General features: G+C 37.3%; 11 protein-coding genes and 1 tRNA gene. 3 read left to right on the top strand and 9 right to left on the bottom strand.

What is annotated here, in order from left to right:
* Nucleotides 1-19: 19 nt before the first annotated feature.
* The 4 genes from GM552_RS08080 to xseA form a co-directional block, all read right to left on the bottom strand.
* Nucleotides 20-1,183 carry a hypothetical protein gene (locus GM552_RS08080; protein WP_370533623.1) on the bottom strand — a complete coding sequence of 388 codons (1,164 nt, stop codon included), beginning with the start codon at nucleotides 1,181-1,183 and terminating at the stop codon, nucleotides 20-22.
* Between the two features lie 248 nt (nucleotides 1,184-1,431).
* Nucleotides 1,432-1,518, bottom strand: a tRNA-Leu gene (locus tag GM552_RS08085).
* 163 nt (nucleotides 1,519-1,681) lie between these two features.
* Complete coding sequence (locus GM552_RS08090) at nucleotides 1,682-2,119, bottom strand: YcgN family cysteine cluster protein (protein WP_155566031.1); 438 nt, start codon at nucleotides 2,117-2,119, stop codon at nucleotides 1,682-1,684.
* A 157-nt stretch (nucleotides 2,120-2,276) separates the two neighbouring features.
* On the bottom strand, nucleotides 2,277-3,728 hold the full coding sequence (xseA, locus tag GM552_RS08095) for an exodeoxyribonuclease VII large subunit (protein ID WP_155566032.1): 1,452 nt from the start codon (nucleotides 3,726-3,728) through the stop codon (nucleotides 2,277-2,279).
* 52 nt (nucleotides 3,729-3,780) lie between these two features.
* On the opposite strand from xseA, the gene purD reads away from it, so the two are divergent.
* A complete protein-coding gene (gene purD / locus GM552_RS08100) occupies nucleotides 3,781-5,055 on the top strand; it encodes a phosphoribosylamine--glycine ligase (protein ID WP_155566033.1) in 1,275 nt (424 codons plus the stop codon).
* A gap of 164 nt (nucleotides 5,056-5,219) precedes the next feature.
* On the opposite strand, the gene GM552_RS08105 is transcribed toward purD, so the two are convergent.
* Nucleotides 5,220-6,254 (bottom strand): nitronate monooxygenase family protein, encoded by a 1,035-nt coding sequence (locus GM552_RS08105; protein WP_155566034.1) that lies wholly within the window; start codon nucleotides 6,252-6,254, stop codon nucleotides 5,220-5,222.
* A gap of 183 nt (nucleotides 6,255-6,437) precedes the next feature.
* Between GM552_RS08105 and GM552_RS08110 the strand changes: the two genes are divergently transcribed.
* Nucleotides 6,438-8,228, top strand: coding sequence for an FAD/NAD(P)-binding protein (locus GM552_RS08110; protein ID WP_155566035.1), 1,791 nt, complete (start codon nucleotides 6,438-6,440; stop codon nucleotides 8,226-8,228).
* 110 nt (nucleotides 8,229-8,338) lie between these two features.
* Here GM552_RS08110 and GM552_RS08115 read toward each other — a convergent pair whose 3' ends face one another.
* The 4 genes from GM552_RS08115 to truB form a co-directional block, all read right to left on the bottom strand.
* A complete protein-coding gene (locus GM552_RS08115) occupies nucleotides 8,339-9,757 on the bottom strand; it encodes a nitronate monooxygenase family protein (protein WP_155566036.1) in 1,419 nt (472 codons plus the stop codon).
* Between the two features lie 132 nt (nucleotides 9,758-9,889).
* Nucleotides 9,890-12,058, bottom strand: coding sequence for a polyribonucleotide nucleotidyltransferase (gene pnp / locus GM552_RS08120; protein ID WP_155566037.1), 2,169 nt, complete (start codon nucleotides 12,056-12,058; stop codon nucleotides 9,890-9,892).
* Nucleotides 12,059-12,296: 238 nt separating this feature from the next.
* Complete coding sequence (gene rpsO / locus GM552_RS08125; protein WP_110439101.1) at nucleotides 12,297-12,566, bottom strand: 30S ribosomal protein S15; 270 nt, start codon at nucleotides 12,564-12,566, stop codon at nucleotides 12,297-12,299.
* A gap of 19 nt (nucleotides 12,567-12,585) precedes the next feature.
* Nucleotides 12,586-13,512, bottom strand: a complete 927-nt coding sequence (truB, locus tag GM552_RS08130; RefSeq protein ID WP_155566038.1) for a tRNA pseudouridine(55) synthase TruB — start codon at nucleotides 13,510-13,512, stop codon at nucleotides 12,586-12,588.
* Nucleotides 13,513-13,731: 219 nt separating this feature from the next.
* Here truB and GM552_RS08135 point away from each other — a divergent pair, with 219 nt between their 5' ends.
* Nucleotides 13,732-14,871: an ABC transporter permease gene (locus tag GM552_RS08135; protein WP_155566039.1), complete on the top strand. Its 1,140-nt coding sequence runs from the start codon at nucleotides 13,732-13,734 to the stop codon at nucleotides 14,869-14,871.

A 14,871-nucleotide genomic window follows, 5' to 3' on the forward strand; every position in this document is an offset into this window, starting at 1 on the left:
ATTTAAAATTTATTGAAATTTATACTTTCTCTGGTAATTTCAATTGTCCAGATTTAGCCCACTCTAACGCTTTTTTTGAATCTGGATCTTTAAAATTTTTTATTTTCGTCAATATTAAATTAAAATCACCTTTAACTGTATCTAAGTCATTTATAACATTGTAATAATCCGAATAAATATTATTATCTAAAATCCAATGATAAACTGATGAAATAAAATGTAAACTACCCCATAATCCCTGTAACTGTTTAACTTGTTTTAAAATATGATTTGTATTAAAATTTTTATAATAAGCAATACAAGTGATATAACGTTTAAATAAAATTCTTTTCTTTACTATGTCCTTACAAATATTTTTATACGTTTGATCATCATCAAATAAACTATAATATTTATCAAATTGATTTATATTTTTCTCAAAAATAATATCTAATATTTGCTCACAAATAGGAAAATTAATAATATTTCCATTTAATTTTTCATTTAGTAATTGATCCAATCCATTTGCATTATTCCACTTTGTATCTTGGAGCAAATAAAATAATTCATCAACATTTTCCATTAAAGGCTCAATTCCTTTATCTATATCTTTTATTTTTTTTATTCTTTCAAAAAGATATGCTGCCAATTCATATTGGTTAATAAAAGGCTGTTTTTGATATGAAACACGATTTTGAAAAGCAGTTTGCAATTGTTCAAGCAATCCCTCTCCTACTAGTACTAACCCATTCAATACATCCAGGATTGATTTTTCTTGTTGAGACAATTCACCATTAAATTGCTTATAGCCTAGATCATGATTAACCTCTGACCACGCATGCATTAATACTGAAGCAACTTGAATCTCAACAATATGATCAGAATATTCCTTATTCTCTTCTAAAGTGTCAGATCTGATTTCAACACGATAATGATCTGCATGGTAACCATCAAATCTATTGTTGACCAGTTTTACTTCATTAGGAAATTTTTTATCTTTAATAATCTTAAAATTCTTCTCAATTAACTGACTCACTCTCATACGATCTGCAGGATAATATAGTGCTATTCGAACACCAGACAAATCAATAATATCTTTACTAATAGCTTCTTCATTTTGGTAACGTTTCTCTTTGCAGCGTTGAATAATTTTTTCTTTTAATCGCTCAGATGTTTTTGCACGATATGTAACAATGGCTTTGATACCATCACTCTTTAATGCTTTTTCACATTGTTTAGCTACTAATCGGGCAAGCTCATTAAAAAAACACGTTTTTGTTTATAATGACTTAGAAAAGATTCAATTAATTGATTTAATTGTTCCATCCTTTTCCCCGTTTTCAGTTAACATTAATTTCAAATTATATATAAAACGTAACAAAAAATTATTGTATTATTTTAATTAAATTTCTCAAATTTTAAAAAAAGGGAAAAATCAATAAATTATTCAGGTGGTGCGAACTGTGGGACTTGAACCCACACGTCCAAAACGGACACAAGATTTTAAGTCTTGAGCGTCTACCATTCCGCCAAGCTCGCCCATATTTTGTAAAAGGATTAATAGCATGAAGAACGAAAAGGTCAAAGAATAAATTTAAAAAAAATTAATTATTTGATAAAAGATTTCAAATCCATGTAAAATTCTCCAATACAAGTAAATATACAGCCTACAATGAAGGAAGAAAACCGCTCATTGTGTTTTTCAATCGATCCATTCCACTATATAATCCTCCAATTCCCCTGCATCATGTTCACTCACAACCTTTCCCCGCACGGAAATACCGGCTTTATGCATGGCTTCAAAATTACCGGCAATCAAATAATGCCAAGGATAAAGTGTCTTGCCTTCCGCTATTAAACGATATGCACAGGTGGAGGGCAGCCAGTCAATCCTTGATAAATTCTTTCGGGTCAATTGGATACAGTCCGGAATCCTGATTTTACGATGACAGTAATCCGAACATTGCCCTGTTTTTATATCCAGCAACCAACAGGCAACATTTGTATAATAAATTTCATTCGTATCATCATCCCGCAATTTATGCAGGCAACACCGACCGCAACGGTCACATAAAGCCTCCCATTGCTCCTTGTTCATTTCTTGAAGTGACAAGTTTTCCCAATAACGATCCGTAACCATAACAACCAATATAATATTCTGATCAAAAAAATGATTTACAATATTTCAAAATTCAATTTTTCAATAAATCAACATTCATCTCAATTTATATAATTCAGGTTACGATTTAATTAAATTGAATAATTAAACAGGATTGATTATAAACCGTTTAATCAATTTACAGATCAAAACTTTCCTGACGGTTTTCCTGCCGCTTCAAAACACGCACGTCTTTCTGCCCATCATAAAAAGTTAAGATCAAATCAGATCCAGCTCTCAATCCTCTTGCTTCAGTTACAGCCTGACCTTTCTTATTCTGTACCAAGACATATCCCCGTGCCAATACAGCCTTGGGGGAAAGGGCTTCCAATCTTGCCGTGACACTTTCCAATTTCAGCTGCCTTTCTCTCAATAAATTACGTACATTCGATATGGAGAACAGGGGTAAATTATTTTCCAACTGACGCATATAATGCAGCCAAGAAATTGCATATTGTTTTTCATTAAAGGCCAGTTGTCTCTTGAAACGATCAATCAGTCCCAAAAGATATTGATCAACAGCCTGAATGGAAGAAAGCTGATGTCTCCTTTTCAGAACCAATGCTGGAAGCGCCAAATCCAGACGATAGGAACGGTCATCCAGGCGCATGCGATTTTGAGCCAATAGAGTGGGAACGTCCGGCAGTATGGTAATGGCCTTGTTCAAACGCAGTTGATAAGATTGAATAATCTGTATTAATGCTTTATTCAAACGCGTAACCAGCTGCATTATTCCAGCAGCAAGATCAACCTGCGAAGGAACAGCCATTTCCGCAGCTGCAGTTGGAGTCGGGGCCCGACGGTCAGATGCGAAATCAATCAAGGTTGTATCTGTTTCATGTCCAACTGCTGAGATCAGGGGAATTTTCGACTCTGCTGCGGCTCTTACAACAGCCTCATCATTAAAGGCCATCAAGTCTTCCAGTGATCCACCCCCTCGTGCAACAATCAAGATATCAGGACGTGGAATTTTACCATTAACAGAAAGAGTGTTAAATCCAATAATAGCCCTGACAATCTGTTCACTTGCCCCCTCTCCCTGAACCGCCACTGGCCAGACCAGGATATCCCTGGGAAAACGTCGTTGAATTGTTGTGCGAATATCGTGCAAAACCGCGCCTTTAGAGGATGTAATCACACCTATTACTTTTGGCAATAGAGGAAAAGGACGCTTTTTTTCCTGGTCAAATAAACCTTCAGCTTCCAATTTCTTTCTTAATTTTTCGATACGGGCCAATAAAGCACCTTCGCCGGCATAATCAATCTGATCGACAATGAGCTGATATGATGAACGTTCCCCATAAGAAGAAATCTTGCCTGTTGCAATAACCTCAATACCGTTTTCGAGTTTTATAGTAAGTTTTGCCGCCTTGAACCGCCAGATAATTGCTGTCAGTTTTCCATTTTCATCTTTTAGGGAAAAATAAATATGTCCAGACGGATACTGTTTTAACTCGGTAATTTCCCCCCTCACTTTAATCCGAGAAAAATTTCCTTCCAAAACGCGCTTAATCGCTGTAGAAATATCCCCTACACTAAATTCTGGTATATTATCCGTCATTCGATCAGAAAGTTGCTCATCTATCGACATAAATATGATACAGCCTTATCCCAAAAAAGAAACATCAGTAAAGGAAATCTCTATGCGCGTTTTACTCGTCGGTTCTGGGGGAAGAGAACACGCCCTTGCCATGGCTCTTGCTTGCTCACCCAATCTTACCGAGCTTTTTATCGCACCAGGAAACCCAGGTACTGCACAATATGGTAAAAATATAAACATTAAGGTAGATAATATTACCGATTTAGTAAAATTTGCACAAGACAATCATATTGATCTTGTTATTCCCGGACCAGAATTACCTTTGGTTAAAGGATTAACCGATGCTTGCCAGCACGCCGGAATCCTCTGTGCAGGTCCCAGCCGAGCGGCTGCACAGCTGGAGGGAAGCAAGAGTTTCACAAAAATGATCAGCGATGCCGCCCAAATCCCAACTGCAGCATGGAAAGAGTTTACAGATAGTGAACAAGCGATTGCTTATTTGAAAACCCATTCTTTTCCGATTGTTATCAAGGCAGATGGTTTGGCGGCAGGAAAAGGCGTTATTATCGCCTATACCTTTAAGGAAGCTGAAGAAGCGATCGAAACAATCCTGCAAGATAACCGTTTTGGCGAAGCAGGCAATAAAATCGTTATCGAGGAATTTCTGACAGGAGAGGAAATTTCCCTATTTGCCTTTTGCGATGGAGAACATGCGGTTTTAATCGGGGCGGCTCAGGATCACAAACGCATTGGCGATAATGATACGGGACCCAATACTGGCGGAATGGGGGCGATATCCCCACCACCCTTTTTTGATCACGCAGCCCAAGAGAAAGCGTTGGATATAACAGTCAGACCCATGCTGCGCGAAATGGTAAAACGTGGAATTCCTTTCCGTGGCATTATTTTTGCCGGACTGATGATTACAAATGATGGGCCTTATCTAATTGAATATAATGTTCGTTTTGGAGACCCGGAAGCGGAAGTTCTGCTTCCTCGACTGGAAACAGATTTGTTAGATATTCTCTATAATCTCAGTCAGGGAAAATTAAAAAAATCAGAAATCAAATTCTCTGATCAAGCAGGGATTTGTATTGTTATGGCGGCAAAAGGATATCCGGGAACACCAGTTGTAGGGGGAATTATCCAAAATATTGACCAAGCTGAATCCCTACCCCATGTAAAAGTCTTTCATGCTGGAACCAATTATAACGCTCAACAAGAACTTTGTGCAGCAGGAGGTCGTGTCTTATGCGTTGCCGCTTTTGATAAAACACTCAAACAAGCACAAACAACCGCATATAATGCCGTTAACAAAATTAACTGGAAAGATGGTATCTGGCGCACGGATATCGGTAATAAAGCTTTAAAACAGTAGAATAATATAAAAACGATATTTCAAAACAGGTTAAATTGAATGTATCTTAAAATACGTTCAATTTTTACAATTCAGCAAATATGCATTTTATTTTCTAAAAATTATAGTAAAAAATATTGCTATTTAATTTAACTCTATCTTCATACTCTAAATAATGATTAAGATCAAAAATCAACATCTTCAATAAAAGACTTCATTAGATCTGGCGCTTCCATTTTTTTAATTTTTGAAACCTTTGATCCTGCCCAAAATGCGGCATACTGAGGCTGTCTAGTATATTCGTAAATTTTCTTGGCAAAATAATAAGTATAAGGATAAGGTGGTGTTAAAGGCCGATCTGGTGAATCAATTTTTAAATGCCAATCATTGACCAACCCTCTGGCAGGTCGACCAGAAATGGTCGCAGTAATTTGCGTAACTTTAGAATTAAATAATGATTGTCTATAGGTTTCACTCGCTTTTGACGAACTGCATTGGACGAATGCCGTTCCTAACTGAACACCATTTGCCCCCACTCTAAGACAATCATGAATATCTCGTGCATCCATAATACCACCGGCAGCCACAACTGGTATTGATAAATTATTTTTAATCAGAAAAACCAGTTCTAGTGTTGGTATCGCCGAATCAATATTTGGATTAAAAACACCCCGATGACCACCCGCTTCTATACCCTGCGCTATTATTATATCTATACCAGACCTTGCTATGTATGAAGCCTCTATCAAATTTGTCGCAGAAGCCATCGTAACAATATTGGCTTGTTTCAATCTGTGAATTTGACTTTTGCTTGGGATTCCAAAATGAAAACTAACAGCGGGAACTTTTTCTTGAATTACTAAATCCAGAAAATTGTCATTCTCTAAAAAACTGGAATAAAGACAGGAAAAAGCCTGACTAAAATTATTCATCAGATCTATCCTGCCAAATTTTGAACAGCAATATTGAACCCACTGATTTTCAAGTGTAGCGTCTGATTTCTCTGGTTGATGACAGAAAAAATTGACCTGAAAAGGTAAGGAGGTCAGCTGTTTCAGCTGTTCAATTTGCTTTTTCGCCTCTTCATGATTGCAGGATCCCAGTCCCAACGATCCCAATCCACCAAAATTTGAAACCTCAGCTGCCAGTTTTGGTGTTGATACACCCGCCATTGGTGCAAGAAAAATAGGATATTGAATATTCAAAAAATTTCGTAACATTTTTTATACACTTAAATACTAATAATATACTTCTTAATAAAACCAATTAAATTATAACTTTATTAGTTATTTTAATTTGTATTATATTTCGTTTCAATGTGTTATTTATTATAAAATAATAATTATATTAATAATGCATTAATTTTATTTAAAAATATTAATATATTAATAGAAGAAAAAATTATGAATAATGATTATAATAAGATTAAGATATCTATAATAGGATTGGGATCAAGAGGCCTCAACGTACTTGAAAGAATTATATCCCATTGTATTTGGGATGAGAAACTAAAAGATAGGCAGATTATTTTACAACTATTTAACGAAAATAAAGATTATGGTGCCGGTTGTCATGATATCAATCAATCAGAAAATTTATTGGTTAACACTATTTGCAGTCAGATTACTGTTTTCCCTGATGATACGGTTAAAAACTACAAATATGCAATCCGGGGACCAACCTTTTATGAATGGTTAAAAATCAAATATAAATCACAAGATAAAACAATCAACCCTTTAAACTATTATTCACGAAAGGATCTTGGCGAATATCTATGCTGGGTCTTTAATTATTTATGTTCTATCAAGGTACAAAACCTTCAGATCATCAAAATACAGGAAAAAGTTATAAACATTTCCGGAAGTGATAAAAAAAAATGGAGTATCGTTACGAAAAATAATACTTACTCATCTGATATTATTTGTATAACCACCGGTCACGATACCCAAAATTGCGAATTTCCAAATAAGAAAAAAATATATGCATATCCTTTGGAAAAATTAGACCATATCATTACAAATAAAGAAACCGTTGCAATACAGGGACTTGGCTTGACCACATTTGACGTTATTTCCAAATTGACTGAAGACAGAGGAGGGAAATTCATTAAGGAAAAAGATCACCTAATCTATCAACCCTCTGGAAAGGAACCTAAAATTATAGCCTTTTCCAGATCAGGATTGCCCTTGAATGCACGGGGGAGAACGCAAAAAGAATTAAGAGAACAATACAAGCCCCAAATTTTTACCAAAGAAAAAATAATTGAGTTAAAAAACAATAAAAAAATTGATTTTGAAAAGGATTATCTCCCGTTATTGATTGAAGAAATGGAATGTGTTTACAGTTTTACCTATCTCAAGAATCAGGACATAATCAAGGCTTATAATTTCCTTAATGACTATCTAAGAAACAAATCACAAAGAAACGCGATTGTAAAAGCCTATATTCCCGATGAAAAAGAAAGATTCTCATGGGAAAAAATTAGCGATCCGCTTGCCCATACTTCCTTCAAAAGCCAGAGAGAATTTCATGAATGGCTTTTAAACTATTTACAGGAAGATATACATAACGCTTTACAGGGCAATATAGACAATCCCACCAAGGCAAGCACTGATATTTTAAGGGATGTACGTGATTGGATCAGATTAACCGTTGACCATTGTGGCCTGTCGGAAAAAAGTGCTATCTGGTTCAATGAAGTATTTAAACCTATCATGATCCGAATTTGTGTTGGTCCACCCCTTGAGAGAATTCAGCAAATGATCGCTTTAATCAAGGCCAACATATTGCGCATAGATTTGGGGCCGAATGTTAAAGTAGAAGAAAAAAAGGAAAGCTTTTACCTAACAACACAATTTAACGAAGTCATTCGTGCTGATTATTATATTGTTGCCATGGTCAATGCACCCATTGCAAAGGAAAGCAAAGACATTCTTTTTCAAAATATCCTGAAAAACAATATAGGCTGTCAGTTCCATATTGGCAATTATGCTCTAGGAGAATTTAATGTCAATGCAAACTTCAATTTGATCAATCAAAACAATCAGATAATCAAGTCTATTTATGCTCTAGGTGTTCCCACTGAAGGCAGTAAATTTTATACTTATATTTTACCAAGACCTTTTGTTAATTCGACAGCTTTATTTGATGCAGAAGTCTGTACCAATAATTTGTTATCGCAAATTGCCAGATAATATTTTAACAAATATTCAATAGTTTTTTAAAAACTAGTTTAATCCAAAAAATTCTAAATTATTTGAACAGTAATTTAGAATTTAACATTCGATACTGGATAAATTTATCATTAATATCCGGTTATAATTCGATCAACCAACTGTTTAACTGTTGGAATAAACCCATTATCATAAAATGGGTCAGATCCAAATCGCCACCCTGTGGTTCCACTAAACATCAAATTATGATCAACCACCTCTTTTGCGTCAGGACCATTCGCATGAGCTATTGCCTGTAATGTTTTCTGAATACAAAAAGAGCGGGGATCGGGTCGATTTCCTGTCGTATAACTGGGACCAACCTGTGACCAATTTGAAAACTGGCACATTGACAGGCATCCCATGCAGTTATTCTGATCCTGTTGTATCTCTCCTGCTTTTTCAGGAGTTACAAAAATGAATGTATGATCTGGAGTCCGGAGAGGCTGAGTAAACCCCTCGCTTTCCCATTTCTTAATATTTTCAAAACTCGTCTGGGTAACATAAATCAAACGTTTTCTAGCCCCATATTCATATGGAACATTCATCATTTCTGTAGCTTCCCTTGAAAAAGGAACTTGCCTTTGAGACCGTTCCCTCAATTCATTAAGAAAACTATTTTGAACTGCCGATGAATAAAAACCTGTAGGAGAGAAATGATTAAGATATACATCACCCTTTTTCAATGTCCGCAAACGATCTTTCCAAGCTTGAGGGATTTGGCTTTCCCTCGTTAACAAAGGTCTTGTACCGAACTGAAATGCAATCATACCCAAATCTGGATTATCAATCCAATCTTCCCATTCAGAAAGCCACCAGACATTACCTGCCATAATGATTGGAACATGATCCAGTCCATATTGGCGCATGACTCTTCTCAACTCTACAACGCGTAGAAAAGGATCCTGCGGTTCTAATGGATTTTCACTATTTGATAACCCATTATGCCCCCCAGCCCTCCATGGATCTTCATAAACCACCCCACCAAGCCATTCTGGCGTTTTTCTGTAAGATCGACGCCATAACGCATTGAATGCACGTCCAGAGGAAACAATGGGATAGTAATATAATGCATGTTTTGCAGCAATTTCTGATAAACGATAGGGCATTCCCGCTCCACAGGTAACACCATTAATCAAGCCTTTTGATTGTTCCAAAACCTGAGATGCAATCAGTTCACTTGCTGCCATTTCCCACATAATATTGACATGAAGAGGCACTTTTGGCCCCGCAATATCACGGGCAACCCTTATTTGGGTTATTCCGCCCTTAATTGCATATTGAATGAGTTCTTCATGTCGTTCACGCCGTGTTTTTGCATGATAGATCTGGGGAATAACATTGCCATTTTCATCATAACTATCAGCATTTACAATGGAAATGGTTCCAATTCCACCCGCAGCAGACCAATGACCAGCAGATACTCCTGTAGAAACAGAAACCCCTTTACCCCCTTCAATCAAAGGGAGGACTTCTTTATTTCCCATACGAATTGAATTAACTGCTTTCATTATTACTCCTGCTCTATATGCAGTGGACTAAACAATCTAAACCAAAAAAACTTTGAATAGCCCACTTATATTTATTCCAATAAAAAAATCAAGAATCATCTTTTTATTGAAAAAAATGATACACATAAAAACCTATGAGCGTTTGGACTGGTTATCATTGCGATTACGAGATGACGAGCTGTTTTTGACTCCAACGGCTTCACTGATGTCAGCACCTGTTTCCTGATCTACCTCACGCATGGAAAGCTTGATTTTTCCTCGATCATCAAAACCCACAACCTTCACCTTGACAGTATCCCCCATTTTGACAACGTCACTTGTACGACCGACACGCCCGGCTGATAATTCAGAAATATGAACCAGCCCGTCACGAGCCCCCATAAAATTGACAAATGCTCCGAAATCGGCAACCTTTACAACTTTTCCTGTATAAATGCGGCCAACTTCTGGTTCAGCAATGATTGCATTGATACGCTCCTTGGCTTTTTCCGCCTGTTCATTCGATGTAACAGCAATTTGTATTGTACCATCATCATCAATATCAATTTTACAACCTGCATATTCAACAATTTCACGAATTGTTTTACCGCCAGATCCAATAATATCCCTGATCTTTTCCTTGGGCACATTCATAATGATTACATGTGGTGCATTCTCTGCAATGTCATTACGGCTTTCTGTCAAGGCTTTTGCCATTTCACCCAAAATATGAATTCTTCCTTCACGAGCCTGTTCCAAGGCCTGTTCCATAATTGCTGGTGTAATGGATGTAATTTTAATATCCATTTGTAAAGCGGTGACACCAACTTCAGTACCAGCAACTTTAAAATCCATATCTCCCAGATGATCTTCATCACCAAGGATATCACTCAATACAGCAACACCCTTTTTCTCCTTGATCAATCCCATGGCAATTCCCGCTACAGGACGTTCCAGTGGCACACCTGCATCCATCAGGGATAAAGAGGTTCCACAAACCGTAGCCATAGAGGACGAACCGTTACTTTCCGTAATTTCAGAAACTACACGCATGGTATATGGAAATTTTTCCTTGCTTGGCAACAGAGGATGGATAGCTCTCCATGCCAGTTTTCCATGACCAATTTCACGACGCCCAGGTGAACCCAACCGTCCACATTCCCCCACAGAATAAGGAGGAAAATTATAATGCAACATGAAATTAGAACGATATTCCCCTTCTAACGCATCCACAACCTGTTCATCTTGAGTTGTACCTAAAGTTGTCACAACCAGAGCTTGCGTTTCACCCCGGGTAAAAAGAGCGGATCCGTGTGTTCTAGGTAAAACACCAACTTCACTGATAATGGGTCGAATCGTGGTTAAATCACGTCCGTCAATCCGCAATCCTGTCTTTAGCACTGAATTACGAACAATATCGGCTTCCAATTTATCAATCAAGGAACCCGCCTTGACTGTATCAAATTCTTCCTCAACAAGCTTATCAATAATTTTGGTACGTGCCGCATCCAGTAAAGTGTAACGTTTTTGCTTTTCCTTTTCCTTATAGGCTTCCGCCAAAGGTTTGCGTCCAATCTTGTCAATACGAGTTTTTAATTTCTTCTCTTCTGCAGTAGGTTCAGACAATTCCCAAGGTTGACGGGCAGCATGCTCGGCCAAAGCGATAATTGCATCAATAACAGGCTGACAGGCCTCGTGACCAAAATTAACAGCCCCCAACATTGCTTCTTCACTTAATTCCTGGGCTTCGGATTCAACCATCAGAACCCCTTCGGAAGTACCCGCCACAACCAAGTCCAATTTGGTTTGATCCATCTCCGCCAAAACCGGATTTAGAACATATTCATTATCAATATATCCAACCCGGCAACCCGCAATCGGTCCAAAGAAAGGAATACCGGACAGGGTCAGCGCTGCAGAACAGCCAATCATGGCAACAATGGCAGGATCATTTTCCATATCATGACTTAAAACAGTCGCTATAACCTGCACTTCATTACAAAAATTATCAGGAAATAATGGACGAATAGGCCGATCAATAAGTCGAGAGATCAATGTCTCGATTTCAGAAGCGCGCCCCTCACGTTTGAAAAAACCGCCAGGAATTTTTCCAACTGCAAAAGCCTTTTCCTGATAATGCACGGTTAATGGAAAAAAATCCTGATCTGGATTGGCTTTCTTATTTCCAACAGCTGTACATAATACTGTAGTCCCGCCATAAGTGGCCATCACTGCACCATCTGCCTGACGCGCTATTTTACCTGTTTCCAGAATAAGAGGACGTCCCCCCCATTCAATTTCCTTACGATAATATTTAAACATTTTTTATCCTATGAAGTTATACGCAAGAAATTTTTTTTAACCATCATTACATTCAATGCTGTAAATAACAGCGTTTCGGACGGCATGGAGCATTTATATTTTGTTATTTTCACACCATGTGGCCTGAAACGCTGTAAAGCTGGATTTCAAAAAACTTTCCTGTTTTGATTATAATATACTCAATATTCTTAATTTATAAAATAAAGACTGGTTTAATAGATAAACCAGTCTTTATTTTTTAACGACGCAAACCTAAACGCTTGATCAGGTTTTCATAACGGCTTTTATTAACCCGACTGATGTAGGCCAGCAAACGACGACGTTGACCAACCAATTTCAATAACCCACGCCGGGAATGAAAATCCTTGGCGTGTTCTTTCATATGTTCAGTTAAATTATTAATTCTTTCTGTTAACAAAGCAATCTGAACCTCAGGAGACCCTGTATCATTTTCTTTGGTTTGGTATTCTTTAATTAGCTGGGTACGACGATCCGGTGTAATCGACATCGTATATCCTTTCATCAATTTAAATATTAAAAATACGAACAGGACGCAGCCATTTATTGTTTAAATGGCACAATCCTATAAAATGCTCCTTTTTCATTGCACGAACAATGCCATCATATGAATTCACATCCAGTGCAAAACGATTCCGTATCTCGGTCAGATCAATAGATTTGCCAAAATTCAGGGATTCAGCCTCCTCTTCAGTCATAGCTAGAGCCGGGATGTCGTCCAGCGCAGTTTGAACGGGAAGAAGCATATCTAAAGAAACAATTCCTTTTTTGCCATTTTCAACGAGTTTGTCCAGTAAAAAAGCATTTGCAATATCAAATGGACCCACGCGAAGGCGGCGTAATTCAGAAACATAACCAACTGTATTACAGGCAACCGCCAAATCCCTGGCTAAAGAACGCATATAAACGCCTTTACCAGAAACAACTTCAAACTTTGCACGATCTTTATCAATCCGTTCTATCATTCGAAAAGAATCAATACGTGCCAACCGTTCTTTTAGTTGAGGTTTTTCCCCTTGACGTGCTAAGTCATAAGAACGTCTACCTTGCACCTTTACCGCTGAGTAAATAGGAGGTACCTGATATATTTCTCCTTGAAAGGACTGTAAAGCTTTATTGATTTGTTCATCACCCGGTCTGAACTCTGAATGGTCAAGAACCTCACCTTCAGCATCATCCGTTGTACGAGATTCTCCAAAAGTAAGTTCAAAATGATAAACTTTTGTCTTATCCATAATGTAAGGGATTGTTTTGGTTGCCTGGCCAAAAGCGATGGGTAACAACCCTGTCGCCAATGGATCCAAGGTACCACTATGCCCTACCTTACAGGCATTAAAAACATATTTCACCCTATTTACAACGTAAGCAGATGTCACATTTAATGGTTTATCAACAAGAAGCCATCCATCCAACTTCTGTTTACGTTTTGTATGCATCAATCAATCAAAAATCCTAATTCTCTGAAAAGTAACTTTTATATTACCAATACTTCTCTTTTTTACATAGTTACTTTTTACAAAAAAAACCATATTATATAAAAAATTAAAATGATAATAAATTCACCTACATTTCATATAAGTATATAATGTTTTATATATTTACCTTTTTAGTATAATTTTATGAAATAAAATTATTCAACATTATTCAGACAAAGCATGAGCGATATAAATTCAGATCAGCAGCCTCAGTGGAAACTAGAGCAGCAAGAAAATCATTATGTTATTTCCTTAAGTGGGCAATGGTTAGCAAAAAACAATAACATTCCCCGATTTTCTCCAAAAAATCTAGAAAGGATCCCTGCTCATCAAACGCTTTATTTTGATGCTAGAAATCTTAAAAACTGGGATAGTGGATTGATTGTCTTTCTTTGGGATATCAAATGTCAGGCCACCAAACATTCCATAAAATTCTTTGACAAGGATCTGCCTGCTTCCGCACAAGAACTTCTTTCCCTCTTGCATGAAAGCAAAGATGAAGGACCTGTTAAACATTCATCTCCCTTTCGTCCGTTATATATGATTGGTGAATGGACTATCAACGGACTGACCAATCTTGGCATAACTGTCCAGATGCTTAAGGAAGTTATTATTGGTATTTTAAAATCCCTCACTGGCCGTTCTTACATGCGAATTGTGGATTTGATTTCTGATGTCCAGAACGCTGGTCCGTCTGCCTTCTTAATCATCAGTGTTGTTAATTTTCTAGTCGGGGCAATTCTTGGTTTTGTCGGTGCAGTACAATTACGCAGGTTTGCAGCTGACGCTTATGTGGCAAACTTGGTCAGCATTGCAACTGTTCGGGAAATGGCTGCCGTCATGAGTGCTATTGTTATTTCAGGCCGAACAGGTGGGGCCTATGCAGCCCGTATTTCAACAATGCAGGGAAATGAGGAAATTGATGCGTTAAAAGTCATGGGTGTTTCCGTTATGGAATATCTTATTCTTCCATCAATGCTCTCACTTGTAATCACCATGCCGATTTTATATCTTTATGGCTGTTTTATGGGAATTCTTGGCGGATTGATTGTTTCCATTTTCATGTTAAAAGTTTCAATCATAGGATTTTTACAACAAAGTTTCGGAGCGGTTGCTTTCAACCAATTTGTGTTTGGTGGTCTCAAAACCATTTCATTTGCAATATTTATAGGGGTAAGCAGCTGTTACATCGGGTTAAAATCAGGACGAAGTGCGGTTGATGTCGGCTTGGCTGCGACCAAAGCTGTGGTTACTGGCATTGTAGGGGTGATCGCTATTGATGCCATATTTGCCGTTATTGCTGATATGATTGGAATATAA

The organism is Commensalibacter sp. ESL0382, assembly GCF_009725775.1.
Taxonomy (GTDB): Bacteria; Pseudomonadota; Alphaproteobacteria; order Acetobacterales; family Acetobacteraceae; genus Commensalibacter; species Commensalibacter melissae.